The sequence below is a fragment of the Simplicispira suum genome (assembly GCF_003008595.1).
Classification (GTDB): domain Bacteria; phylum Pseudomonadota; class Gammaproteobacteria; order Burkholderiales; family Burkholderiaceae_C; genus Simplicispira; species Simplicispira suum.
The window spans coordinates 1,574,289-1,598,272 of the sequence record NZ_CP027669.1; the positions used below are offsets into that span (position 1 = coordinate 1,574,289).

Here is a 23,984-nt window from a genome sequence, read left to right on the forward strand (position 1 = left end):
CATCCCAGGGTATTGACTCAGGGATGGCCCACTCGCTCTCACACCTCAGAGCGAATGTGGTCTCAGAAACCGAGGTTTCACCATGCCAAGCACCGCAAGAACCCAGCGGCCGGCACCGGCACTTCTGGCCGTGTTCGCGCTCTTGATCTGTATTCCCGCCGCAGCACAAACCATCGATGCTGCTGCCACGCCGCGCTGGGGCATGTATCTGCAAAACGCCAGAGCACCGCACCACGTCGCCGCCTGGACCTTGGGTGCCACCCTGGATTGGCAAGACTGGCGCCGCAGTCTCTGGGGTGCCCAAGTGCGGGGCTACTGGGACTTTTCCGCAAGTCGCTGGTCGGCCCGCGGTCAAGGCGGGGACTTCGACACCACGGTGTTGGGCCTCACCCCCAGCTTTCGCTTCATCCCCAGCGCCGGACGCTCACGCTGGTTTGTAGACGCCGGAGTCGGCGCCACGCTGTCCAACCGCCGCTTCGCCACGCCAGAGCGCGCATTCAGCACCCGTTTCAATTTCGCCACCCACCTGGGCGTCGGCCTGGAACTCGGTGACCACCGCCAGCACGAGCTGCAGTTGCGGCTGGAGCATGTTTCCAACGCCGGCATCAAGGAGCCCAACCCTGGGGCGAACTTTGTGCAAGTGCGCTACACCCTGCACTTTTAAGGTCGGGTTTCCCTGCATCACGAAGCAGTTGTGGATAAACCTGGGGAAAGAGCGCGGACATCCCGCCACTTATCCACACCCCAGGGCACTTTCGCGAAGTTGTTCAGTTTTCGGAACGGCTGCAACAGGGCTCGGCCCACAATGCTGTCACCACAGCAAGTGCCTGATTTAGAACCCGATTCTGGCCTTGTCCACACAATGGCCCAGCCCCTACTACTACTACTAATTGAATAGAGAGAAGTAGAAGAACAGATAGCGCCAGCACCCCACGGTCTTGGGATAGGTATTGCAGGCATGGCGGCGGGCGGCCCGGCAGGAAAGTGCAGGGCCATCTTTGGTTCGGCGCTCAGGAAAGCGCAACAGAAACCGGCCTTGAAGATGGGCGGCTTGCGACCACGTTGTGGACAAGTTTGTGGATAAAGGAATTGAAAAAGGCGATTTATCCACAGTTTTTCTAAAAACCGGGCAGCTGTCCCCATGTCACCTTGGCCGTCTCAGGGTTCCATCCACAGCGCTAGCGCGAAGCCAAGCGTCTGCTGGACAAGGAAAAAACACACTTATCCACCGAAGAGGCCCGCCTCTATCTACTATCTACCAATGAAACAGAAGAAATAGAGAGAGACCGGCCGCAGGCGCGGCAAGGACGCCGAGCCAAGGCGTTGCCGGTCAGATTTACGGGATTGACGGAACCTGCATCGGCCCGGAGCTGTGCAGCATCTCCTGCAAAGCAGCTTCATCGAGCGGCCGACTGTAAAGATAGCCCTGGAAGGCCATACAGCCGGCCTGGAGCAGCATTTCCCGCTGCTCCAGGGTCTCCACCCCTTCGGCGATCACGTCCAGCCCCAGCGCCGCGCTGAGGGCGACGATGGTGTCGACGATGGCGGCGTCGTTCGGGTCGGTGAGCAGGTCGCGCACAAAGCTCTGATCGATCTTGAGCTGGTGCAATGGCATGCGCTTCAGGTAGCTCAGGCTGGAGTAACCCGTGCCAAAGTCGTCCAGCGAGAACCCCACGCCCAGGGCACGCAGGGCATCCATGGTGGAAATGATGGCCTCCACGTTGTCCACCAGCACGCTCTCGGTCAGTTCGAGCTTGAGGCGCTTGGCGGGGGCACCCGTGACGGCCAGGATGCGCCCCACATCATCGACAAAGCTGCCACTTCGGAACTGTTTGGAGCTGACATTGACCGCCATGCTCAGGTGGCGCAACTGCGGCTGATCCTGCCACTGGGCCAGCGTCCGGCAGGCGGTGTGCAGCACCCAGCGCCCCAGGGTCAGAATCAGGCCGGTTTCCTCGGCGACCGGGATGAACTCGCCGGGCGGCACCAGGCCACGCACCGGATGGCGCCAGCGGGCCAGCGCTTCCACGCCCACCAGCCGCCCGTCGTGGCGCACCTGGGGTTGGTAGTGCAGCAAAAATTCATCTTGTGCCAGGGCCGAACGCATGTCGGCTTCCAGTTCGGCGCGCGCGCTGACCACTGCCTGCATGTGCGGATCGTAGAAACGCAGCGTATTGCGCCCGCCCGTTTTGGCTTGGTACATGGCCAGGTCGGCCTGCTTGAGCAGGTCGCCCACCGTGCAGTCGCCACGGGCAAAGGGGGCGATGCCGATGCTGGGCGTGGTGCGGTATTGGTAGCCATCGAGCTGGTAAGGCTGGGCCAGGGTGAGCAGAATTTTCTCGGCGGCAGCCCGCGCTTCCATGGCCAGATCGGCCGGGTCGGGGCTCAGGCCCTCCAGCATCACCACGAATTCGTCCCCGCCCAGGCGCGCCACGGTGTCGCTCCCGCGCACGCAGGTTTCCAGGCGCCGCGCCACCTGTTCCAGCAGGAGATCGCCCTGGTCGTGGCCCAGGGTGTCGTTCAAGGTCTTGAAGTTGTCGAGGTCAATGAAGAGCAGGGCGCCGCCTTCCTGCTGGCGGGCCGCGGTCGAGAGCGCGTGTCTGGCCCGGTCGAGCAGCAGCATGCGGTTGGGCAGGCCGGTGAGCGCGTCGTAGAAAGCCAGGCGCTGGATCTCGCGTTCCGTGGCCTTGCGTTCGCGGATATCGGTGTTGATGGCCAGAATGCTGTCGGCCTGCCCGGCCTCGCCCGTCACCAGCGTCCAGCGGCCTTCGGTGTCGATGGCCTGGCCGTCCCGGTGGAACTGCACCATCTCGCCTATCCATTCGCCGTGGGTGTGCACCGCCTCGCTGGCGCGCTCGAAGGCAGAGCGGTCCAGGTGCAGCAATTCGTCAATGCGCCGGCCCAGAACCTGCTCAGCGGTCCAGCCGTAGAGCCGCTCGGCGCCCTGGTTCCAGTACAGCACGCGATGCTGCAGGTCGCGCACGATGATGGCATCGCGCGCCTGATCCAGCAGCGAGGCCTGGCGGCGAATGTGGGCGTCGGCCTCCAGGCGCTGAATTTCGGCCGAGGCGCGCGAAGCAAAGATCTGCATAGTCGACTGCAAAAAGGCCACGTTCTGCAGTGGCTGGCGAAACAGCACAAACAGCATGCCAATGACGGTCCCGCCGCTGTCGCACAATTGCTGGCCGACATAGGCCTCTGCAGCTGTCTGGCCCACCACCACCGAATGCGGGAACTGCGCCCGAAGACCCTGCACCACGCAAAACTGCGCCTCGGTTGCCAGATGCTCGCTGGGCGTGCCGCTGAGCAGGTATTCGGCATTGGGCGCCAACTCTCCATTGATCACCAAGGCCAGGGTCAGCAGGCTCTCGGGTGCGCCGTGAGCGCTCGGAACAAAACGGCCGAGGCACCCGGTTTCCGCGCCCAGGGCTTGCACCATGTTTTGCACCAGGTGTTCAAAAAAGGTGGTTCCGGTGGTCGCCGAGACCGATGCCGCCACTTTCACCACCGCAGCCTGCATCTCCTGCTGCTGCTGGCGTGCGCGCAGACTCAGCATGCCAAAGGCGAGGTCTTCTGCGAGTTCGCCGAGCAAATCACGCTCGTGGGTGCTGATCTCGAGCACCTGCGGTGCATACAAATACAGGACGCCGAAGGTATGCGGACCGTCTTTCAAAGGCAGGCACACCATGCCGTGAAAGCCGCGCGCGAGCAGGCGCTGCGCCAGCCCGGCATAGGCGGGTGCCTGCAACACGTCGCGCACCACCACGGCCTCGCCACTGCGCACCACCACGCCTGAGGGCCCCTGGCCGTGCTCGCTGTGCTCGTCCCAGGACAGCGTCAGACTCTCCAGGTAGCCCCCGTTGGTGCCTGCGTGGGCCACGCAGTCAATCGTCTTGCGATCGTCGTCGCGCGCCAGGCCCACCCAGGCCATCCGGTAGCCCCCCACATCGACGGTGATGCGGCACACCGCGTCCAGCAGTTCGGCTTCCGATGTGGCCCGCACAATGGCCTCGTTGCACTCGCTTAGCAAATGGCGGGCCCGCGCCATGCGGGCGACCTCGCGCTCAGCCACCAGACGCTCGGTGACGTCTACGGCCATGGATTGGCGCGCGGCCACGCCATTGAACTGCGTCGCACGGGAGGCAATTTCCACGTCGATCAGGCGGCCGTCTTTGCGCTGGTGCTGAAGGATGAGGCTGTTGATGCTTTTTCCGCCTTCCACGCTTTTGAGCGCTTGCCGGTGCATTTCGTGCGCTCCGGGTGGCCAGAGGTCGGGCAGGGCCATGCCCAGCAATTCCTCCCGGCTGTAGCCGTAGACTTCCGCCATGGCTTGGTTGGCAGCCAGCAGTGTCAGGCGCTCATCCAGCGCAAACACCCACATCGGTTGCGGGTGGATTTGAAACAAGGCTTCGTACTGCTGCTGCGAAGCATGCAGTTGCGCCGCCACTTCGCGCGCCTTCAGGATCGAGCCCACCGATTCGCTCAGAATCAGAAGATGCGCCAGGTCGCGCTCGGCAAAAGCACCCGCAAGGCTGGAGCCTACTGTGATGACGCCCACGGCCACGCCATCCCGCTGCAGCGGCACTTGCAGCGCGCTGCACAGCGGCGTGCCCGGAGAATCGTTCCAGGCCAGTCCCCCGGCTGCGGGCGCGGTGCTGCGGCGCAGACTCTGGCCTTGCGCCAGCAGCGGCCAATGGGCGCAATCCGCCACGGGGCGTGACGATCCCGGTGTGCCCAGCAAGCGGCCCGCGCTCGCCGCGCAATGCAGGTCCTGCGCTTGCAGCAGCTCGATGCACGCTCCTTCACCGCCCGTGGCCTCCAGGGCAGCCTGCGCAGCGCGCTGGAACAGATCCTGGTCGCTCAGGGTATCGGCGCTCAGCTGTTGCTGCACCTCGATCAGCACGGCGTGCGTGCGTGCTTCGTGCGCAGCGTCAGCCGCCAGAACCTGCAGCGCCGAGTTGGCTTGCGACGGCGCCGAAGACGCGGCCTGCAGATCATCAGTAGGTGCGGTGGACGTCGGCATGAAGGGCGCAAGACCGTAGGAGAAAGGTTCGCCAAGCCAAGTTTCAGGCAGCAGTGCTGTCCTGAAATATCACATCACAAAATTGCGACATGCTGCATCCAATATACACCCCAAGGGCATTCGAGGGGGCGCCCTTCTTCGGTCCTTGAAGCCATAGCCGTTGGCGCATGCAGATTGGGTAAATTGCTATAGTAAAAATAGCTCTATCCGAATGCAGTTGTGCGATAGAGCCATATTTCATTGAATATTTTTCACACCAGGTGTGAGCGCTGGGCTGTACGGCGCGCTTGCACGCCTGCAGCCAGTTGCGCCAACACCGGCTCGGTTTGCGCCATGCTGATGCAGGCGTCCGTCACCGACACCCCGTGCTGCAGCGCCTGGCCGGGGACGATGTCCTGGCGCCCTTCTTCCAGGTGGCTCTCGATCATCAGCCCCATGATGCGGGCATCGCCGGCGCCCACCTGTGCGGCCACGTCGGCCGCCACCGCGATCTGGCGCTGGTGCTGCTTGCTGCTGTTGGCGTGCGAGACGTCGATCATCACCTGCTCGCGCAGGCCCGCGTCGCGCAGCAGTTTGCAGGCTGCCTCGACTTCGGCAGCGCCGTAGTTGGGCGCCTTGCCGCCGCGCAAAATCACATGGCAGTCGTCGTTGCCGCGCGTCTCGAAAATGGCGGCCTGGCCCATCTTGGTCATCCCCATGAAGGCGTGGGGCGCCTGCGCTGCCAGGATGGCATCGCTGGCCACCTTCACGCCGCCGTCGGTGCCGTTCTTGAAACCCACCGGGCAGGACAGTCCGCTGGCCAACTGGCGGTGGCTCTGGCTCTCGGTGGTGCGCGCGCCAATGGCGCCCCAGCTCACCAGGTCGCTGATGAACTGCGGGCTGAGCAGATCGAGAAATTCGGTGCCCACCGGCAGTCCCAGCGCCAGCACGTCCAGCAGCAGCTGGCGCGCCATCTCCAGGCCTTCGTTGATGGCAAAGCTGCCGTCCAGGTGCGGGTCGTTGATGTAACCCTTCCAGCCCACCGTGGTACGCGGCTTTTCAAAGTACACGCGCATGACCACCAGCAGATCGTCCGCGTGCCGGTCCGCCAGCGCCTTGAGCGCGCGGGCGTACTGCATGGCCTGCGCGTGGTCGTGGATGGAGCAGGGCCCCACCACCACCACCAGCCGGTCGTCCGCACCGTGCAGCACGCGCGAGATCGCCGCGCGGCTGTGCTCTACCAGCGCCTGTGCGGCGTCGGGCGCGGGCAGCCACTCTTCCAGCAAGGCCGGGGTGATCAAAGGACGCACGGCCTTGATGCGTGTGTCGTCAATGCGCGTGGTGTCGTGGGTGGAGAGCGGCGTGGGGGAGGGTTTGGCATGCAGTGTCATGCCGCCAATTGTCGCGCGATGCGCTCAGGCCCGTGCTAGTCAGGGCCGGCGGTATTCCGTACTCTGGCGCGCCCAGTAGCCGGAGTTGAGCCGGTCCAGGCGCACTTCGCCGCCGGTGGACGGCGCGTGCACAAAGCGTCCTGCCCCCACATAGATGCCTGCGTGCGTGGGCGCGCGGCCCCGGCCAAACAGCACCAGATCGCCGGTGCGCAGGTCCTGTGCGTCCACTTCCTCGCCCCAGTTGCCCAGCTTTGCCACGGTGCGCGGCGGCGGCGTGCCGACTTCGTTGCGGTAGACATAGCCGATCAGCCCGCTGCAATCAAATCCACCGTCGGGCGTGTTGCCACCGTAGCGGTACGGCGTGCCCACCAGTCCCAGCGCATGGATGGCAATGTTGCTCGCCTGCTCACCCGAGAGCGTGGAAGGCGTGCCGCGGGTATGGCGCACGGCCGACGGCGTGCCGCAGCCCACCAACAACAAGGCACACACCAGTGCCAGGCCCTGCAGGCCCCGCAGCCTGGTGTGCGGTGGGGGCATAGGAAAATACATTAAAAGTGCCTCTGGCGCTTGATAGGTAAGCGGTAGAAGCTATTAAATAAAGAGCATTTTATTTCTTTAACCGGTCCGGTGTAAAGATCAGCGCCCCATCGGCGAGACACCGATCAGCAGGGCATGGCCCCAGAAGGCAAACGCTGCCCAGGCCACCAGGCCCAACACCACCGCAATGGCTGTGCCGGCCAGCGTCCCGGAGGCATAGCGCGTGCCCTGGACGCGGTCGCGCTGGCGTGCGGCGCGAAAGTCCAGCACTGCCCACAGCAAAAATCCGCCAAACAGCAGCACGTCGGCCAGGTTGCCGTTGGAGAGCAGGTGCGCCAGCGCCCACACCTTGACGGCCAAGACCATGGGGTGGTGCAGCCGGGCCTTGAAGGCATTGCGCGGAACGTAGGCAGCGACCAGCAGAATGAAGGACACCAGGGTCAGCAGCGAGGCCGCATGGCGCATGGCGATCGGTGGTACCCACAGCACCATGGGGTCTTGCCGCGCGAGGCCGTAGCCCCAGATGACAAGCCCCAGGCCCACCAGGGACGCCAACGAATACAGGCCCTTCCACCCGCCTTCGCCCAGGCGCCCACGCATGCGCGTGCGCCAGCCATCGGCCACGATGCGCACGGAGTGCACACCAAGAAAAAGTACCAGTCCAAGGATTAATAGCGACATGGGACAAGCTTAGCAGCGTGGGCGGCCGGCAAAGAATGAGAGTTTGCTGCCGTGCTGCTCCAAAAATTTGGGCAGCCGCGCCTTGGCGCAGGCCTGCAGCGCCATCAGGAACGCATGGCCGGGCGCGGCAATGCCCCAGCGCTCGCTCAGATCCTGTTGCATGCGCAGCAGCAGCGCGGCCGTGACCTGCGCATCGGCCAGCGCCCGGTGCGCCCGCCCGGCGCTGGGTAATTGGTGAAAGCGCGCCAGCGTGCCGAGCTGGTGGTTGGGTGCTTCGGGGTACAGGCGGCGCGAGAGGCGCACGGTGCAGGCAAAGGGCTGCGCCGCTCTGCACCCGGTGCGCGCCAGTTCGGCCTGCCAAAAACCGCGGTCAAACGGTGCGTTGTGCGCCACCATGGGAACGGCCCCGACAAAGGCATGCGCCGCGCGCATCACCTCATCCGCCGGCGGCGCCGCAGCCACCATGGCGTTGGTGATGCCGGTGAGCTGGGTGATGAAGGGCGGCACCCAGACACCCGCATTCATGAGGCTCTGAAAGCTCCCGACGACCTGCCCCGCTTCGATGAGCACAATGCCCACTTCGGTCGCGCGTGCGCCCTGGCCGGGCGAACTGCCCGTGGTCTCAAAGTCGATGACGGCGATGCGGGAAGTCACTGAGAAGGGCGTTGTCAGAACGTCAGAAGTTTGCCAAAAAACAGGTCCTAGCGCTTATTGCACAAGCGCTAGAAGCTATTAAAACAAGAGCATCAGGCCTTCTTCAAAAACTCGGACTTGAGCAGCATGCTGCCCAGATCGGTCTTGCAATCCACGTTGTGGCCGTCGGCACCGTCCACCAGCCGAATGCCCTTGATCTTGCTGCCCTTTTTCAGCGTGGACGACGAGCCCTTGACCTTGAGGTCCTTCACCAGAATCACGGCGTCGCCATCCTGCAGCGGGTTGCCGTTGGCATCGCGCACCACGCCATCGCCCGTGGCCTCTTCGTCCCCGCTGGCGGCAGCCTGCGGCCACTCGTGCGCGCAGTCCGGGCAGATGAAGTTCTCTCCATCGGGGTAGGTGTTTTCCTGACCGCATTGGGGGCAGGCGGGGGCGGTGTGGGGCATGGGGGATCCCTGTGTGGTGGTGGGGCTATCGTTCTCGTAGCCGATCGGTAGACGAGAGACGTGGGCAAGCGGATCTCAAGTGCCCAGCAACTCCGCGCTCAGACGTCGGATGCCGGCCACCAAGTGGCGGAAGCTGGGAGATCGGGCATTGTCCAGCGCCAGGTGTCGGCCGATGCGTGCTGATCCGTCGCGTTTGTCATAGCGGTTTTTTGTCAATGCCCTCAGCTCATGGCTCGGACTGCCAAGGTTGTCTGGATCGCGGAACTTGCTCTTGAGCTGTTGTCGCTCCAGACCAGGGATTTCAAGCGCTTGCGAGACGGCGGCCAAGTCGGCCAGATAAAACGTTTCTAATTCCGTGCAGGCGATCCGGACGAGGCAGTGTGTTTCTCTCCGTGTGCCAACGCAGCGCTCTTGCAAGGAGCGCTTGAGTGCGACGCAGTCTGCATGGCTGTCCTGGTCCCGCAGCACCAGAAATCGCGCTTGCGGGTTGAGATAGCCCCGGATTCGCAGGGCCATGCGCTTTTCCATGTCCTGCTTGCCCTGAAATGGAATGATCCGATGGCCTATTCCAGCGGGCAGGACGCGTGGCAAAAATGCCTCCAGAAGGCAGCGCTCGGCCTCGCCTTCGACCAGAAAGACTATTTCCTTCATTGCGGGTCTGCGCCGTCGAAAAAGCCCTCTTTCCAGAGGTAGCCCAGTTGATCGCCTTCCGCCATATAGGCGGCGACCTGGGCGTTGTCTTTGGCACGGTGGACTTCAGTGCGGCCGTCCCGCTTGACCAGCCAGCAGGCTTCTTCCAGTTCAATGGCGTTCAGGAAGTCGGGGGAGTGGGTGGAGACAAAGACCTGGCCGCCGCGATTCGCATAAGCGCGGAACTCCTCGGCCAAGGCGCCCATGAGCGTGGGATAGAGCTGATTTTCCGGCTCTTCCACGCAGAGCAGCGGGTGTGGGTTGGGGTCGTGCAGCAGCACCAGGTAGGCAAACATCTTGATCGTGCCGTCTGACACGTAGCGATCAAGGAAGGGCGTCTTGAATGAGCCGTCCTGAAAACGCAAGGAAAGATAGCCGTCGTCCATCAGCATGGGCTCGACGGCCGACACCCCCGGCACGCGCCGGGCCATGATGTCCAGAATGTGCTGAAACACTGCGGGGTGCTGCTCGTGCAGCGTGCGTGCCACCAATGGCAGGTTGTCGCCTGATTCGCTCAGATGCTCCGAATCGCCAGACGCATCCTTGCGACCCCGCGCCGCGCTGATGTGGAAGTCCGACACATGCCAGTGCTCGATCAACTGGCGGAAGACATTGGCAGCCTTGAACCGCTCGAACTGCCCCAGCCCCTTGATCGCCAGTGCGTCGGGGGCCACTCTCTGGGTCTCACGTTCCAACTCTTCTTCGGATTTGGTGAAATCCTCTTCGTTGACGATGGCGTAGCCATCGCCCTGGATGAAGTCCAGGAAGTGGAACGGTTTGCCATGGCGCCCACGCTTGTAGCGCAGCACCTCGCGCAGCACCACAGGCTGGCCACCCACTTCGCCAATTTCCACGGAATAGGTCACCAGACGCTCTTTGCCCGTGATCTCCATGCGGTACTGGATTTCGACAATGATGGAGTCCTTCTCGGGATCGCATCCTCGGCTCAACACTTCGCGAAAGCGTCCTCGTTTGTCCAGTGCCGTACGCACGTTGCCCTTCAGGCAGTCGTGCAAAAAACCAAACACATCAAACAGCGTGGTTTTGCCGGTGCCATTGGCGCCCACGACTACCAGGAAACCGGGCAGATCGGTCAGATTGACTTCACGGAACGCCTTGAAATTGCGCAGGCGGATGGTTTCGATCTTCATGCTGTGGCCTCAGGAGCTTTTGAACGCTGGGAACATCGGGGTTGTCGGCCTCGCGGCGGATGTCTGCGCGTCCGGGGGTTCTTTTGTGGCGCAGCTCTGGTTCATTATCTGGCGGCGGTGCGCCGCTCTTGCGTAAACGGCGGCAAACCGGCCAGCAAGCGCTGGCCATAGCTGGTGCGCGAGAGCCGCCGGTCGTAGCAATAGACATGGGCCTGGTCGTCCTCACTGCGAATCGCCCGGCCCGCCCACTGCGCCAGCCGCAGCGCCGTGGCCGGCACCACCAGTTCGCTGAACGGGTCGCGCCCTACCGCACGCAGCCATTCGGCGCGTGCCTCGCCCACCGGGTCGTCGGGCGGAGAAAAGGGCAGTTTCGTGATAAAGACCGACTCGCACAGCGCGCCCGGCAGATCCAGCCCCTCGCCAAACGACTGCATGCCAAAAATGATGGACGGCTCACCGGCCGCGACGCGCTCGCGGTGCCGGGCCAGCAATTGCGGGCGCGGCAACTGGCCTTGCACCAGCACGCGGGGGCGCATGTCGGTGGCCAGGGCGTCCACCGCGCGCCGCATTTGCTCGCGCGAGGTGAACAGCACCAGCGCGCCGGCGCGCACACGCGTCAGGTCTTCGAGCAGCGCGTCCACCATCTCGGGCGTGAAGGTCTCGGCGTTCTTGGGGTCGGCGCGGGTTTCTGCCAGTACCAGCGTGCCCTGGGCGGCGTAGTTGAAGGGGCTGGTCACTTCCAGCGTGCGCATCGCCGCATCGTCCCACAGGCCCGCCTCGCGCAGAAAGAAATCAAAGTTGCCGCAGGTGTTGAGCGTGGCCGATGTCAGCACCGCGCCGCGCACCGTGCTCCACAGCTGCTGGCGCAAGGCGTTGCCCGGCAGCACCGGGCTGGCATGGGCCTGCAGCACCAGAAAGTCGCCGCTTTGTGCCAGCGTGAACCATTTGGCGGTGGGCGCGGCACTGGCGCCTTCGGCGGTGCTTTGCAAGAGCAGCGCGGTGCTGGCGTGCACTTCTTCCAGGCGCGGCGCCAGCATGCCGATTTGCGCGTAGAGCGCAGCCAGGCGCCGGGCTTCAAGTGGGGAGTCGCGCAGCGCAGTGCGCAGCGCCTTGGCAATCGCGCGCAGGCTGTCGAGCAATTCCTGGGCATGCGCCAGCACCTGGGCGAGGGGCGCATCGAGCTGCGCAGCCAGCTCGCCGCGCGGCGGCCGGTAGCGCGTGGGCTGCGGCGCACCCGGTGGGCTCCAGCGGCGGGCCGGGCCTTCGCCAGCTTCCCCGCGCAGCGCCGGCCCGTACGCATCGAGCACCAGGCGCTCGAGCGCCTGCAGCGCCTGGCGCAGGCTGCTGGCCTGGGCGGGGATGTCGGCAATCTCCTGCACCTCCAGCAAGCTTCCGACGCGCAGCGCGCGGCTGGCCAGCCGGTCGATCCAGGCCAGGCGGCTCAGGTCCATGCGGCAGGCGAACTGCTCCAATGCCGTGGCCGGCAGGTGGTGGGCTTCGTCCAGCACCAGCAGGCAGTTGTCGAGTTCGGGCAGCACGCGCGCGCCCAGCGAGGCCAGCAGCAGGTCGTGGTTCACCACGATCACCTGCGCGCCCACCAGCGCCTTGCGCGCCTCGAAATAGCTGCATTCGCCAAACACCGGGCAGTGGCGGCCGGTGCAGGAACTCGCCTCGGCCGCCACCGGGCGCCACAGGGTCGGCTCGGGCTGCAAGTCCAGGCTGTCGCGGTCGCCATCCCAGGCGCTGCTGGCGAGCGCATCGGCCATGCCCTTGTAGAGCCGCACGCGCGCCTCGCCCACCTGCCCCGAGGGCGCGGGCTCGTCGTCGGGGAACAAATCGTCTTCCAGCGCGTCGCCCGCCCCCTGCCCCGCGAGACGTTCGAGCTTGAGCTTGCACACATAGCGCCCGCGCCCCTTGGCCAGCGCAAAACGAAACGGCTCTGGCATTTGCTGCGCCAGCAGGGGCAGGTCCTTGTGCACCAATTGCTCCTGCAGCGCCACCGTGGCGGTAGAGATCACCACCCGCGTGCCGCGTGCCAGCGCTATGGCAATGGCCGGCGCGCAGTAGGCCAGCGACTTGCCCACCCCGGTGCCCGCCTGGATGACGGCAATGGCGCGCCGAGGCGCTGCCTCGTCTTCCGCTTTGCCCAGCTGCGCTGCGCTGAAAGTCTGCGCCACGCACTCGGCCATGCCGCGCTGCCCGGCGCGTACGCGCAAGCTGCTGTGGGCGACGACGGCATCAAAGGCCTGCAGGCCGGTGGCGGACCATTCTTCAAAAGACATCCAGAGAGTGTGGCACGCCGGTCTTCGCGCCTCTGGCCTACAACCCTGCTACTGCGCCGGTCCTAGCATGGACCATCAGCCCGCCACAGGAGCCGCCATGGCCAACGACATCGACATCTCCAGCCAGGAACTGCCGCAAGAGCACCCCCAGCGCAGCGTGAACACCACCGTGCCGGTACAAGAGGCGCAGGGCCGCCATGCCGACGCGCGGGCCGAGGGGGTAGGTGTGGCGCCGGACCCCTCAGGCAACGTCGTCGTTGATCCGGCCGCTGCCGATCTGCCGCAGCTGCCGCATGAGCGCGATCAGTCCGTGGGCATGACCGACGGCAACCCCAGCGCCCTTGTCCAGCAAGCGTACAAAGACGTCACGCGCGGCCTGGTCAACACCGACGCCGGCCGCGAAGCGCACAACGTGGGCAAGCCGGTGGTGCCGCCCGAACCCCCGCTGCCTGGAACGCCGGGGCCTGTGGAGCCGGATCACAAGTAGGTCTTGCTACAAATATTGAAGCGGTTGGCGGGCGTTGGATAAGCGCTGGAGGCTGAATGCGCTGAAAATTTGGAGCGGATCCCCACTCGGCGGAATGCGCGGTTCCGCTTGGGGCGGAGAGCACGTTCGCGGAAAATTCTGCCCACCGAATTTGACGGCCACGCCATTCGCCGCCTGTACGACGAGGGCTTGGAAACCTGGTGGTTTCTGTGATTGATGTGGTGCAGGTTCTTACGCAGCAGACTGACTACCAGACGGCGCGCAAATACTGGAACAAGCTCAAACAGCGCCTGGGCAAAGAAGGCAGTCGGTCGGTGACAGACTGTCACCGACTGAAATTGCCCGCAGCACATGGCAAAAATAACCTCACTGACGTGACCACGGCAGAAACCCTGCTGCGCAGGAATGGGCGGGCGTGAGCGTGGCGCAGCACAAGGAAATGAAAGGTCTGAAAAGCCACAACCTGCGCGACCACATGAGCGAAGCGGAGCTTATTTTCACCGCCCTGGCCGAGCTGTCCACCCGCCAGATCGCCGAGAGCGCAGAGGCCACCGGAATGGCCCAAAACAAGTCTGCTGCACAGACCGGCGGGCGCATTGCCCGCCCGACGCAGTGACAAACAAAGCTTTGACACCTACCAAGGGAATCCAACGATCCAAGACGTGAAGGCGAAGACTTTCTGTGGAAACGCGCTGCGTTTCGGAGGCCGAAAAATTGCGTCACCGCCTATTGCTTCGGCCCTGGAAGTCTTTGCATCGGTTCAGGCTGAGCCCGTCGAAGCCCTTCCACCCTTCGCACGCTCAGGACACGCCAAGCGCACGACGAAGGGCCGCACCCTCACACCAAGCGCGCCTTCAACGCAATCTCGGGCACGGAGGCTAACGCCTTCGATAGTGGGCAGTGCACCTTGGCGCCGTCGGCCAGCTTCTGGAAGGTGGCTTCGTCAATGCCGGGCATGCGTGCTTCCAGCGTCAAAGCGATGCGGTCAATCAGAAAGCCTTCGCCTTGCTTGACCAGTCGGACGCTGGCTTGGGTGTCGAGGGCATCGACCTTGAAGCCTGCGTCGGCCGCGGCGAAGGAAAACGCCATGGAAAAGCAGGCCGCGTGCGCCGCGCCCAAAATCTCTTCGGGGTTGGTGCCGGTGCGGTCGTCTTCAAAGCGGCTGCCAAAACCATAGGGATGGTTTTTGAGCGCGCCGGTCTCTGTGCTGATTTGGCCTTGGCCGGCTTTGCCGGTGCCTTCCCAATGCACGCTGGCGGTTTTCTCGGTCATGGTGTGACTCCTTGGTGGGCAAACAGGCATCTGAGCACGCAGGGCCGCTGCGGGCTGTCGGACGGCGCCGCTCGTACCAACGCTCTCAGGCCGATGGCGTGAAGTCGAGGCGCGCCATGGCTTCGCCCAACGCCGACGCCGCTTTGTCGTAACCGGTCCAGGGCCCGTTGCCCAGGCGCAGCCGGTCTTCGATGGTGGCTACCGTCCAGTGCGCGCCACTGGCAATCGAGGGCAATTCGGACCACGCCACCGGAACCGATACGCCCAGCCCGGGCCGGGCACGGGCAGACCAGGCCGACACGGTGGTGGCGCCGCGGCCGTTGCGCAGGTAGTCGACAAAAATTTTGCCGACGCGATTGCGCGGGCCGCTTTTGCCGACGAAGCGCTGCGGAATGGCGCGCGCCAGGTGCTGCACCACGGCTTGCGAAAAATCCTTGGTGCTGTCCCAATCGCGCAGGCGCTTGAGCGGGACGACCACGTGTAAGCCCTTGCCGCCACTGGTTTTCAGAAAGGCCGGCAAGCCCAGTTCGCGCAGCAGCACGCGCACCAGTTCGGCCGCTTCTTGAATTTGCGGCCAGGCCACGCCCTCGCCCGGGTCCAGGTCGAAGGTGATGCGGTCGGGCCGCTCGATGCGGTCTGCACGGGCGTTCCAGGTGTGAAACTCAATGACGTTCATTTGCGCCGCCGACAGCAGCCCCACGGCTGAGACAACTTCCAGCAGCGGGCCGTGGCCCGGGTCGAGTTGGGGGTCGAGCGCTTCGATGCCGGGCAGGCGCTCGGCGTCCCCGTGCTTCTGAAAGAAAGTTTCCTTGCCCACCCCTTGGGGCGCGCGCACCAGGGCCACCGGGCGGCCCGCCAAGTGCTCAAGCATCAGCGGCGCCACCGTGGCGTAGTAGCGCGCCAGGTCCCGTTTGGTAGTGCCGCTGGCCGCGTCAATCACGCGCTCGCCATGGGTGATGCTGAAACTCGATGGCAATGCCGGCGACGGTGCCTTGGCGCCGACCGGACGTTTGCCTTTGGGCTGCGCTGCCGTTGTGGCGGCCGGCCGAGTGGCCTGCTCGCGCACGATGCTGTGGGCCGGCTTGTCGGTGCGCAAGCCTTTGAAAACCGAGTGGCGGATGCGGCCGTCTTGTGTCCACTCAGCGAAGGCCACTTCGGCCACCAGAGTGGGCTTGAGCCAATGCGCCTTGCGTGCGTCCGCAGGCTGGGCCGAAAACGGACAGCGCTTCTGCACCAAAGGCTCGAGCTGCGCGCGCAGACGTTGGAGCGCGTCGTCGGTAAAGCCGGTACCTACCTTGCCGGCATACAGCAACGCGCCTTTGCCATCGTGCACACCAAGCAGCAAGGCGCCCAGGCCACTGCGCCCCCCTTGCGGTTCGGTGAAACCGCCGACGACAAACTCTTGCCGCTGGCTGCATTTGAGCTTGATCCATTGGCTGCTGCGGCCGCTCCGATAAGGCGCATCGGCGCGCTTGCCGATGACGCCTTCAAAGCCAATCTTGCAGGCGGATGCAACGAGGTCTGAGGCGCGGGCGTCAAACGCTGCGCTGAACCGCAGGGTCTCGCCAGCGTCTTTTTGCACGAGCGCTTCCAGCGCTGCGCGGCGCTCCAGCAGCGGTTCTTCACGCAGGTCACGCCCCGCGTACACCGGCAGGTCAAACAGGGTGTAGATAAGGTCGGTGGTGGCCGCGCGATCAAAAGCGTTTTGCAGGCGCTGAAAGTCCGGCGCTCCGTTGTCGCCGGTAGCGGTGAGCTCGCCGTCGAGCCAAGTGGAGCGCAGGCCCAAGGCCTTGATGGCGTCGGCGATGGAGGCGAGTTTGTCGGTCCAGTCGTTGCCGCTGCGGGTGAACAAGCGCACGGCGCCGCGCGCGTCGATGCGAGCAAGCATGCGGTAGCCGTCAAATTTCAGCTCGTAAATCCAGCCCACGCCATCCGATGGCGGCGCGTTGGCGAGCGTGGCCAGTTGCGGCGCCAGCGTCTGGGGAAGCGCCTTGAGTGGGCTTCCGAGTGCTGCAGATTGGGTTGATATTTTTGCGGTGCTCTTGCGCTCTGGCTGGCTGGGCGCTTGCTTGGCCGCCTTGGGCGCGGGTTGGGCCTTTGCCGCTGCACCAGTGTTCACGCTGTCGGGCAGTGCTTCGGTCACGTCGTACTCGTCCGCCGGCCGCGCCTCAGCATCCCGCTCTTTGATGAGCAGCCAGGCGGGCTTTTTCGGGTCAAAACGCTTTCCGCCCATGCGCACCAGTGCCCAGCTGCCGTGCAGTTTTTCGCCTTGCAGCGTGAACTTCAGATGCCCGTCGCGCAGCCCGGCGACGGGGTCGCTGTGGGGAATCCAGTGGCCGCGCTCCCACAGCACGACGCGGCCCGCGCCGTACTGGCCTGGCGGAATCTGGCCTTCAAAGCTGTTGTAGCTGATAGGGTGGTCTTCCACCTGCACGGCCATGCGTTTCTCGCGCGGATCCAGGCTGGGGCCTTTGGGCACGGCCCAGCTTTTCATCGTGCCCTCGCATTCCAGGCGCAAGTCGTAGTGCAGCCGCGTGGCCCAGTGCTTGTGGATGACAAAGCGCAGCGCTCCGGCGGCGGGTTCCACCGCCCCTTCGGGCTCGGGCGTTCGCGTGAAATTGCGCTTTTCCCGGTAGCGCGTCAGTGCGTCTTCAGGCGGATTTCGGCTGGCCATGGCGGGGAGGGCCTTCAGGCGGCCTTGCGTTTGGGCGCGGCGCTATCGCTGCCCTTTTTTGCGGCTGATTTGCCAGCTTGCTTCGGTGCTGATTTGGCGGGTGCCTTGGGCTTGGTGGCTGCCACTTTGGCTGCCGGTTTCTTGGTCGCTGTCTGGCTTTTGCCTGCCGTTTTGGCCCCTCCCTTGGCACCCAGGCTGCGTTGCAAAAGGGCGGTGAGGTCAATCACCTCAGCGCTCTCTGGCGCGCTCTCTTCGGGTTGCAGCACGGTTTCGGTGTCGCCCGCATCGCGCTTGTGTTCCACCAGCGCCATGACTTGCTCGCGGAACTCGTCCTTGAAGTCGTCGGGGTTCCATTTGCCGCTCATCTCGTCCACCAGTTGCGTCGCCATTTTGCGTTCGGCGGCGCTGATTTTCTGGCTGCCGGTTTTGGGCAGATCCAGTGCATCCACCGGCTTGACTTCGTCGCCCCAGCGCAGCAGGTTCAGCACCAGCGCCGGGCCGCAAGGCATCAACGCGGCCAAGTGCTGCTTGGTTTGAATCACCACCGTCGCCAAGCCCACTTTGCCGCTCTCGTGCAGCGTTTCGCGCAGCAGCGCGTACACCTTCGCGCCCTTGTTGATGGGCGCGAGGTAGTACGGGCGTTCGAGGTAGGAAAACGGAATGTCGCTGGCCGCGACAAAACGCTCAATCTCAATCGTTTGCGTGGTCTTGGGAAAGGCTGCCTCAATTTCTTCCTTCGACAGCACCACGTATTCGCCGTCGCCCGTTTGCACGCCTTTGACGATGTTGTCGCTGGTGATTTCCTTGCCGGTGCGCTTGTTCACCCGCTTGTAGCCCACCGGGTCCATGGTGCGCTTGTCCAGCCAGTCAAAGTCAATGCCCTGCTCGCTGGTGGCCGTGTGCAGGCCTACCGGGATGTGCACCAGCCCAAAGGAAATTGCCCCTTTCCACAAAACGCGTGTCGCCATGGTTTGCCTCCGTTCGGCTTAGGCCGCAGCGTTTGACGATGGCATTGGCCGTCGGCTGCGCGCGTAGGAGTCTTGCTCCGGCGCCTGTCGGATTGCGACGGTGCGCAGTGCCGACAGGCAGGTGAGGCCAAAGCCCACACGCACGCCGCACTTTTCGCCCAATGATGACCCTATCGACGCCCCCGGCTCGCGTTTCAGGAGACCCGCATGAACCCATCCGATACCCAAAACTCGCAGACTGCCCAACGCCAGGCCGAGGCGCAGCCCCCCATCAACCGAGCCAATGAACCTCACGCCGGCGACCATATGTCGCAATACGGCATGCGGTCCAAGCGCGCTGTCGATGGAACCGCGCCGGCAGAGAAGGCACCCGAGGAAATCGACGGCCTGCAAGCCTTTGACGACGAATACACCACCCGCGAAGCGCGCGACCAGCGCCCGCGCAGCATTCCTACCGGCGTGAGCGACCCGGCGGGCACTGCGGGCCACCAACACCCCACGCCCCGCGAGTAGACGCGCAGAGGTTTTCGGCGGGCTGCTACACTACCTGCTGCAGGAGAGCGCACGCCCACGGACCCGTTCCAAGGCGTGCCACCGAAGGCGCAAACTCCCATGAACGCTCAGGTACCGTACTGCAACCCGTGGAACGTTTCACCGTTCCAAACGCCGTCTGGAGAGCCGTCACCCCCGTGACGCACCGAAGGAGCAAGGCAGCGCTGGCACAGCGCCGCTGAATCTCTCAGGTACCGAGGACAGAGGGAGCGGCACGCAAGCAACGTTTGTTGGTTGCGATCACCGTTCTCTTGGAGTTCTCCATCATGCGAGTCATCGTATTGGGCGCCGGCCTGCTCGGCGTCACCTCGGCTTATTTCCTGCGCCAACAAGGCCACGACGTCACCGTCATCGACCGGCAAGCCACGCCGGGTGCGGAAACCAGCTTTGCCAACGGCGGCCAAGTGTCTGTGAGCCACGCTGAGCCCTGGGCCAACCCCGGCGCACCGCTCAAGCTGCTGAAGTGGCTGGGCCGCGAAGATGCACCGCTTTTGTTCCGCCTGCGCGCCGACATGCGCCAGTGGCTGTGGGGTCTGCAATTCCTGCGCGAATGCACGCCTGCGCGCACGCGCCACAACATCCAGCACATCGTGCGCCTGGGCACCTACAGCCGAGACACCTTGCAGGCGCTGCGGCGCGACCTCGGGCTGGAATACGACCAGCGCACGCAAGGCATCCTGCACTTCTACACCAGCCAAAAGGAGTTCGATGCAGCCGAAGCACCCGCGCAGCAAATGCGCGACCTGGGCTGCGAGCGCCATGTGATTTCGGCCGACGAAGCCGTGCGCCTGGAGCCCGCGCTGCGCCATATCCGCCCGCAACTGGCTGGCGCCACCTACACGGCGGAAGACGAATCGGGCGATGCCAACCTTTTTGCCCGCGAACTGGCTGCGCGCTGCGTGGCCGACGGCGTGGAGTTCCGTATGGGCCACCACATCACCGCGCTGCGGGAAGCCGGTGGCCGCATAGCCCACGTCGAGGTCACGGACGATGAAGGCCGCTACCAGCGCATCACAGGCGACGCCTACGTGCTGGCGCTGGGCAGCTTTTCGCCGCTGCTGGTCAAGCCCTTGGGCTTGAATCTGCCGATTTATCCGGCCAAGGGCTACTCGGTGACGATGCCGGTGAAAGACGCCAGCATGGCGCACCAGGTGTCGCTGACCGACGACGAGTTCAAGCTCGTGTTCTCGCGCTACACCTCCGAGCAAGGCGACCGCCTGCGCATCGCCGGCACGGCAGAACTCAACGGCTACGACCGCGACCTGAACCAGGTGCGCTGCGACGCCATCGTCCGCCGCGTCGAGCAGCTCTTCCCCGGCGCGGGCGACACAGCGCAAGCGCAGTTCTGGAGCGGCCTGCGCCCGGCCACGCCGTCGAACCTGCCGCTGATTGGCCAGTCGCGCGTGCCCAACCTGTACCTGAACACCGGCCACGGCACGCTGGGCTGGACGCACGCCTGCGGCTCGGGCAAGAGCCTGGCGCGCATCGTCAGCGGCTTGGCACCGGAGGTGGACTTTGCGTTTGTGGGAGCGGGTGCTGCACGCTCGCCGCGCGAGGCGCTCGCACCGCTGGCGCAATAAAGCTACTAAAAAAATAGCTGCAAACGCTTACTGTTTAAGCGCTAGCAGCATATTTAATCTGAAATGGAAGCGGCGTGTGCGGCCATCACTGGCCGCGCAGCCTTCAACCGGCAAACAGCTTGTTCGCCGTCTCGGCCACCAGTCGGCCCTGGTGGCGCGCGCCTTCGAGGTCAATGGCGCTGGGCTGGCGCTCGCCCTTGCCGCCGGCAATGGTCGTGGCGCCGTAAGGGCTACCGCCGGCGATTTCGTCCAGCGTCATCTGGCCCTGGTGGCTGTACGGCAGGCCGACGATCACCATGCCGAAATGCAGCAAGTTGGTGATGATGGAGAACAGCGTCATTTCCTGGCCGCCGTGCTGCGTGGCGGTGGACGTAAAGGCGCCGCCCACCTTGCCGTGCAGCGCGCCGCGTGCCCACAGGCCGCCGGCCTGGTCCAGGAACGCCGCCATCTGCGCGGGCATGCGGCCAAAGCGTGTCGGCGCGCCGATGATGATGGCGTCGTACAGCTCCAGGTCTGCAATGCTGGCGACCGGCGCCTCTTGGTCGAGTTTGAAGTACGCCGCCTTGGCCACGTCGGTGGGCACAGTTTCCGGCACGCGCTTGATGTCCACCGTGGCGCCGGCAGAGCGAGCGCCTTCGGCCACGGCCGAAGCCATGGTTTCCAGGTGGCCGTAAGAGGAGTAATAGAGAACGAGAACTTTGGACATGGTGTTTCCTTGGTTTGACTAAACGGGTTGGGTAAGAAGATGGTCGCTGCCCGGCGCAGGCCGGCAAGCCGGTGCCACAAGGCTGCGTTCCGGTGTTAGCGCTTGCTGCGCAAGGCGTCCACGCTGTAGGCGCCAGCGCCGAGCGCCGAGATCAGCAACATGCCGCCCATCACCGAGATGTTTTTCATGAACAGCAACTGGTTCACCATCTGCTGCGCCTCAGGCATGGCCCAGTAAGCATGGGCCACCAAATTGGCGCCCAGCGTGAACAAGGCCAGGGCGAGACCCACCCAGCGCACCTGGAAGCCGACGACCAGCGCCAGGCCGCCAAACAGTTCCAAGGCGCCCACCAGCACTGCGAGAACGCTGGCAAACGGCAAACCGCTGCTGGCGAAATAGCCCGCCGTACCGCTGATGTTGGCCAGCTTGCCAAACCCGGCGGGAATGAACATCAGCGCCAGCAGGATGCGGCCGGCAAGAGAGATGTACGAGGCGTATTTGTCGGTCATGAAAGGGTTCTTTAAATCAGTGGGGAAAGCAGAAGACAGGGCCGTGTGGAGCAGCCTATGCAGCGGTCCCGCTAGGGTCCGCTGTGACATACATAGAACTTTAAACCGTATTCAATAAAAGATAAATCGGCCTTAAAGCGACTCACTGTTCTAAAATTGAGTTCAATTAAGTCGGTGCCAATCCGCTCGGCCGGCGTTCTATGCCGGTTCCTCCAAGGGCTATGCGGCTTTGTGCAGTGGCTGGCGACCGACCATGTCGGCCTCACCAGAGTTCAAGCCTGCTCAGGTGCGTTCTTGCCCGCCGGCTGCGCATCCGTCGGCGACGCGCCCGGTGCTGCCGGAGTAGGCGGCGCGAAGTAAAGCGCGGTCCAGCCCGCTTCCAGCTTGAAACGCTGCTCGGTGGAATAGATGCGCAGCAAGCCGTCCGGAGTCACGGCACCCAGCAAGAACCAGTCTTTGCCGCGTTCTCCACGGCCGTCGGAGAATTCGTCCCAGCCGTGCGCGTCGCTCAACTTGCGGCTGCCGATGGACCAGCCTTCTGCCAGGTGCTCTTCCAGCCGCTCGAAGCTCGCGCCGGGGTCAAAGGCAAAGTAGCCGCGTTGCTGCAGCGTGAGTCGTTTGAGTTCTGGCTCGCCCCCTCGGCTGGTGCCTAGCTGAAAGCTGCGGTGGTGGCCGAAGCGGCGCCCTTTTCCTTTGCACACAAGCGCGTTGTAAAAATCGTTTTCGGTGGCGGCCAAAAGGTGATTCAGGTGCTGGGCTTCGAGGTGGTGCTCGGCATGGTCCGAGAGAATTTCGCCGTAGTACACGTCCACGCCCTGCATGCGCGCCGGCTTCAGGCGAGCGTAGGCACCGTCGACCAACAACACCTCCTGATTGAATTTTTTCAGCGCCAAGGCCAGCGCCAGCGTGAACGGCGTCGCACCCACGATGAGAAGCCCGTTGTCGTTCTCGGCCGCCACGCCCAAGCGGCGCGCCAGCCGGCCAATGGAAAAACCGTGTGCCAGCACCGTCACCATGATCACCAGAAACACCAGCGGCATGAGCTTGTTGGCATCGCTATAGCCAGCCGCTTCGAGCGCCGGTCCGAACAGGCCGGCCGTCGCCGCCGCGACGATGCCGCGTGGCGCTATCCAGCCGAGCAGCAGTTTGTCGTTGCGGCGCATGGGCGCTCCCAAGGTGGCCAGCCCCACGGTCAGGGGCCGCACCACCAACAGCACCACCAGCACAAAGGCCGCCATGCGCCAATCCAAAAGCGCCAGCTGGCTGGCCTGCAGTTGCGCCGGAATCACAATGAACAGCACCGAGAGCAGCAGCACCGTCAGGTTCTCAAGCGACTCCTGCAAGGCTTCGCGCTCCACCAGCTTCATATTGCCCATGACCATGCCCATGACGGTGACGCTGAGCAGCCCCGCCTCGTGCTGCACCAGGTTGCTGGCCCAAAACACCACCGGCACCAGCACGATGAGGAGCGGCGCCTTGAGATGTTCGGGCACCGCTCCGCGCCGATACAGCCAGCCGATGGCGTAACCGCCGAGCCCGCCCAATACAGCCGCCACGCCGATGGCCGAGCCCAGCGCAGCCGCCGTCTTGACCAGGCTCCCATCGGGCAGCGTCAGGTACTGGAACGTCAGCACCGCAATCAGCACGCCCACCGGGTCGTTGACGATGCCTTCCCACTTGAGCAGCGAAGACGCCTCCTTGTCGAGCCGCGCCTGGCGCAGCAGCGGCCCGATGACCGTCGGTCCCGTGACCACCAGAATCGCACCCAGCACCATTGCCACGGGCCAGCTTAGCCCCGCCACATAGTGCGCCGCCAGTGCGCCGAACGCCCAGGCCAGCGGCGGACCGAGCACCGTCAACCGCCGGATGCCCTGCCCGGTGCGGCCCAATTCGGCCAGTTTGAGATTCATGCCGCCCTCGAAGAGGATGATCGACACCCCCAGTCCGATCATCTCTGCGAGGTCTTCTTTGGGCAGGCCGATGTCCACCAACCCCGTGACGGGGCCCAGCACCAGGCCCGTGGCGATCAATACGACGATGGCCGGAATGCCGACGCGCCAAGACACCCACTGGCTGGAGAGACCGGCAGCCAGGACAAGAAGGAAGAGAGGGGCGGCGTGCATGGGGGTCAAAGCGAAGGGGAGGCACAGTCGTCGGCCCGGTTGCACTTGAATGCGCTACGTCACCACCAGACCATGTTTGGAACGTGCGCAGAGCGGCAGGAACTGCGCGACTGTATCAAGGGCCAACGGCTACGCCCGAACCGTTTCGAAGTGCGGGCGAACTATCGTGTCAGGATCGTAGCCCAATCCTTTGCATCCCAGAAGTGCTCGCAGCTTTGGGCTGCGCGTTCGAGCGTGTGGCTGACGGCTGGGGCCGCTGCGTCCACTCAGTTTCGGCGC

At 64.4% G+C, this 23,984-nt stretch carries 21 protein-coding genes and 2 riboswitches; of the genes, 6 read left to right on the forward strand and 15 right to left on the reverse strand.

The annotated features are described in order from the left end of the window. The first annotated feature begins 82 nt into the window (after nucleotides 1–82). Nucleotides 83–664, forward strand: coding sequence for an acyloxyacyl hydrolase (locus C6571_RS07405; RefSeq protein WP_106446114.1), 582 nt, complete (start codon nucleotides 83–85; stop codon nucleotides 662–664). Nucleotides 665–1,336: 672 nt separating this feature from the next. On the opposite strand, the gene C6571_RS07410 is transcribed toward C6571_RS07405, so the two are convergent. From C6571_RS07410 to dinG, 9 genes are all read right to left on the reverse strand, one after another. Continuing rightward, complete coding sequence (locus C6571_RS07410) at nucleotides 1,337–5,023, reverse strand: bifunctional diguanylate cyclase/phosphodiesterase (protein ID WP_106446115.1); 3,687 nt, start codon at nucleotides 5,021–5,023, stop codon at nucleotides 1,337–1,339. A 251-nt stretch (nucleotides 5,024–5,274) separates the two neighbouring features. Then, nucleotides 5,275–6,393 (reverse strand): 3-deoxy-7-phosphoheptulonate synthase, encoded by a 1,119-nt coding sequence (locus C6571_RS07415; protein WP_106446116.1) that lies wholly within the window; start codon nucleotides 6,391–6,393, stop codon nucleotides 5,275–5,277. A 39-nt stretch (nucleotides 6,394–6,432) separates the two neighbouring features. Beyond that, on the reverse strand, nucleotides 6,433–6,930 hold the full coding sequence (locus C6571_RS07420) for a C40 family peptidase (protein WP_106448103.1): 498 nt from the start codon (nucleotides 6,928–6,930) through the stop codon (nucleotides 6,433–6,435). Nucleotides 6,931–7,029: 99 nt separating this feature from the next. Next, complete coding sequence (locus tag C6571_RS07425; protein ID WP_106446117.1) at nucleotides 7,030–7,611, reverse strand: NnrU family protein; 582 nt, start codon at nucleotides 7,609–7,611, stop codon at nucleotides 7,030–7,032. 9 nt (nucleotides 7,612–7,620) lie between these two features. Beyond that, on the reverse strand, nucleotides 7,621–8,265 hold the full coding sequence (locus C6571_RS07430; protein ID WP_106446118.1) for a 3'-5' exonuclease: 645 nt from the start codon (nucleotides 8,263–8,265) through the stop codon (nucleotides 7,621–7,623). A 92-nt stretch (nucleotides 8,266–8,357) separates the two neighbouring features. Then, nucleotides 8,358–8,711: a zinc ribbon domain-containing protein YjdM gene (locus C6571_RS07435; protein WP_106446119.1), complete on the reverse strand. Its 354-nt coding sequence runs from the start codon at nucleotides 8,709–8,711 to the stop codon at nucleotides 8,358–8,360. A 75-nt stretch (nucleotides 8,712–8,786) separates the two neighbouring features. Further along, nucleotides 8,787–9,362 (reverse strand): DUF4276 family protein, encoded by a 576-nt coding sequence (locus C6571_RS07440; protein ID WP_106446120.1) that lies wholly within the window; start codon nucleotides 9,360–9,362, stop codon nucleotides 8,787–8,789. Next, nucleotides 9,359–10,552: an AAA family ATPase gene (locus C6571_RS07445; protein WP_106446121.1), complete on the reverse strand. Its 1,194-nt coding sequence runs from the start codon at nucleotides 10,550–10,552 to the stop codon at nucleotides 9,359–9,361. The genes C6571_RS07440 and C6571_RS07445 overlap by 4 nt, the downstream gene beginning before the upstream one ends. A gap of 104 nt (nucleotides 10,553–10,656) precedes the next feature. Then, nucleotides 10,657–12,834: an ATP-dependent DNA helicase DinG gene (dinG, locus tag C6571_RS07450; RefSeq protein WP_106446122.1), complete on the reverse strand. Its 2,178-nt coding sequence runs from the start codon at nucleotides 12,832–12,834 to the stop codon at nucleotides 10,657–10,659. Nucleotides 12,835–12,931: 97 nt separating this feature from the next. Between dinG and C6571_RS07455 the strand changes: the two genes are divergently transcribed. The 3 genes from C6571_RS07455 to C6571_RS07465 all read left to right on the forward strand — a co-directional run bounded on the left by C6571_RS07455 (nucleotide 12,932) and on the right by C6571_RS07465 (nucleotide 13,937). Then, on the forward strand, nucleotides 12,932–13,321 hold the full coding sequence (locus C6571_RS07455) for a hypothetical protein (protein WP_106446123.1): 390 nt from the start codon (nucleotides 12,932–12,934) through the stop codon (nucleotides 13,319–13,321). 200 nt (nucleotides 13,322–13,521) lie between these two features. Beyond that, entirely contained in the window at nucleotides 13,522–13,740 is a 219-nt protein-coding gene (locus tag C6571_RS07460; protein WP_211300711.1) for a hypothetical protein, read from the forward strand. A 20-nt stretch (nucleotides 13,741–13,760) separates the two neighbouring features. Further along, complete coding sequence (locus C6571_RS07465) at nucleotides 13,761–13,937, forward strand: hypothetical protein (protein WP_211300712.1); 177 nt, start codon at nucleotides 13,761–13,763, stop codon at nucleotides 13,935–13,937. 221 nt (nucleotides 13,938–14,158) lie between these two features. Here the strand turns inward: C6571_RS07465 and C6571_RS07470 are convergent, their stop codons facing one another. The 3 genes from C6571_RS07470 to ku all read right to left on the reverse strand — a co-directional run bounded on the left by C6571_RS07470 (nucleotide 14,159) and on the right by ku (nucleotide 18,235). Next, nucleotides 14,159–14,593, reverse strand: coding sequence for an OsmC family protein (locus C6571_RS07470; protein WP_106446124.1), 435 nt, complete (start codon nucleotides 14,591–14,593; stop codon nucleotides 14,159–14,161). 85 nt (nucleotides 14,594–14,678) lie between these two features. Next, complete coding sequence (ligD, locus tag C6571_RS07475) at nucleotides 14,679–17,267, reverse strand: DNA ligase D (protein ID WP_106446125.1); 2,589 nt, start codon at nucleotides 17,265–17,267, stop codon at nucleotides 14,679–14,681. A 14-nt stretch (nucleotides 17,268–17,281) separates the two neighbouring features. After that, the gene (gene ku, locus C6571_RS07480; protein ID WP_106446126.1) at nucleotides 17,282–18,235 is read right to left on the reverse strand and encodes a non-homologous end joining protein Ku; all 954 of its coding nucleotides are present in this window, start codon (nucleotides 18,233–18,235) and stop codon (nucleotides 17,282–17,284) included. 207 nt (nucleotides 18,236–18,442) lie between these two features. Between ku and C6571_RS07485 the strand changes: the two genes are divergently transcribed. Continuing rightward, entirely contained in the window at nucleotides 18,443–18,748 is a 306-nt protein-coding gene (locus C6571_RS07485) for a hypothetical protein (protein WP_106446127.1), read from the forward strand. Between the two features lie 30 nt (nucleotides 18,749–18,778). Next, nucleotides 18,779–18,880: riboswitch (glycine riboswitch) on the forward strand. A gap of 15 nt (nucleotides 18,881–18,895) precedes the next feature. Then, nucleotides 18,896–19,001: riboswitch (glycine riboswitch) on the forward strand. Nucleotides 19,002–19,053: 52 nt separating this feature from the next. After that, nucleotides 19,054–20,367, forward strand: coding sequence for a D-amino acid dehydrogenase (locus tag C6571_RS07490; RefSeq protein ID WP_106448104.1), 1,314 nt, complete (start codon nucleotides 19,054–19,056; stop codon nucleotides 20,365–20,367). Nucleotides 20,368–20,470: 103 nt separating this feature from the next. On the opposite strand, the gene wrbA is transcribed toward C6571_RS07490, so the two are convergent. From wrbA to C6571_RS07505, 3 genes are all read right to left on the reverse strand, one after another. Further along, nucleotides 20,471–21,073 (reverse strand): NAD(P)H:quinone oxidoreductase, encoded by a 603-nt coding sequence (gene wrbA / locus C6571_RS07495; RefSeq protein WP_106446128.1) that lies wholly within the window; start codon nucleotides 21,071–21,073, stop codon nucleotides 20,471–20,473. Nucleotides 21,074–21,168: 95 nt separating this feature from the next. Next, nucleotides 21,169–21,582, reverse strand: coding sequence for a DoxX family protein (locus tag C6571_RS07500; protein ID WP_106446129.1), 414 nt, complete (start codon nucleotides 21,580–21,582; stop codon nucleotides 21,169–21,171). 272 nt (nucleotides 21,583–21,854) lie between these two features. Beyond that, the gene (locus C6571_RS07505) at nucleotides 21,855–23,705 is read right to left on the reverse strand and encodes a cation:proton antiporter (protein WP_106446130.1); all 1,851 of its coding nucleotides are present in this window, start codon (nucleotides 23,703–23,705) and stop codon (nucleotides 21,855–21,857) included. Between the last annotated feature and the right edge of the window lie 279 nt (nucleotides 23,706–23,984).

Excerpts from the sequence above, each read along its gene's own strand:
- C6571_RS07405 (WP_106446114.1), top strand. The coding sequence starts at position 83 with ATGCCAAGCACCGCAAGAACCCAGCGGCCGGCACCGGCACTTCTGGCC.
- C6571_RS07410 (WP_106446115.1), bottom strand. The coding sequence starts at position 5,023 with ATGCCGACGTCCACCGCACCTACTGATGATCTGCAGGCCGCGTCTTCG.
- C6571_RS07415 (WP_106446116.1), bottom strand. The coding sequence starts at position 6,393 with ATGACACTGCATGCCAAACCCTCCCCCACGCCGCTCTCCACCCACGAC.
- C6571_RS07420 (WP_106448103.1), bottom strand. The coding sequence starts at position 6,930 with ATGCCCCCACCGCACACCAGGCTGCGGGGCCTGCAGGGCCTGGCACTG.
- C6571_RS07425 (WP_106446117.1), bottom strand. The coding sequence starts at position 7,611 with ATGTCGCTATTAATCCTTGGACTGGTACTTTTTCTTGGTGTGCACTCC.
- C6571_RS07435 (WP_106446119.1), bottom strand. The coding sequence starts at position 8,711 with ATGCCCCACACCGCCCCCGCCTGCCCCCAATGCGGTCAGGAAAACACC.
- C6571_RS07440 (WP_106446120.1), bottom strand. The coding sequence starts at position 9,362 with ATGAAGGAAATAGTCTTTCTGGTCGAAGGCGAGGCCGAGCGCTGCCTT.
- C6571_RS07445 (WP_106446121.1), bottom strand. The coding sequence starts at position 10,552 with ATGAAGATCGAAACCATCCGCCTGCGCAATTTCAAGGCGTTCCGTGAA.
- dinG (WP_106446122.1), bottom strand. The coding sequence starts at position 12,834 with ATGTCTTTTGAAGAATGGTCCGCCACCGGCCTGCAGGCCTTTGATGCC.
- C6571_RS07455 (WP_106446123.1), top strand. The coding sequence starts at position 12,932 with ATGGCCAACGACATCGACATCTCCAGCCAGGAACTGCCGCAAGAGCAC.
- C6571_RS07465 (WP_211300712.1), top strand. The coding sequence starts at position 13,761 with ATGAAAGGTCTGAAAAGCCACAACCTGCGCGACCACATGAGCGAAGCG.
- C6571_RS07470 (WP_106446124.1), bottom strand. The coding sequence starts at position 14,593 with ATGACCGAGAAAACCGCCAGCGTGCATTGGGAAGGCACCGGCAAAGCC.
- ligD (WP_106446125.1), bottom strand. The coding sequence starts at position 17,267 with ATGGCCAGCCGAAATCCGCCTGAAGACGCACTGACGCGCTACCGGGAA.
- ku (WP_106446126.1), bottom strand. The coding sequence starts at position 18,235 with ATGGCGACACGCGTTTTGTGGAAAGGGGCAATTTCCTTTGGGCTGGTG.
- C6571_RS07485 (WP_106446127.1), top strand. The coding sequence starts at position 18,443 with ATGAACCCATCCGATACCCAAAACTCGCAGACTGCCCAACGCCAGGCC.
- C6571_RS07490 (WP_106448104.1), top strand. The coding sequence starts at position 19,054 with ATGCGAGTCATCGTATTGGGCGCCGGCCTGCTCGGCGTCACCTCGGCT.
- wrbA (WP_106446128.1), bottom strand. The coding sequence starts at position 21,073 with ATGTCCAAAGTTCTCGTTCTCTATTACTCCTCTTACGGCCACCTGGAA.
- C6571_RS07500 (WP_106446129.1), bottom strand. The coding sequence starts at position 21,582 with ATGACCGACAAATACGCCTCGTACATCTCTCTTGCCGGCCGCATCCTG.
- C6571_RS07505 (WP_106446130.1), bottom strand. The coding sequence starts at position 23,705 with ATGCACGCCGCCCCTCTCTTCCTTCTTGTCCTGGCTGCCGGTCTCTCC.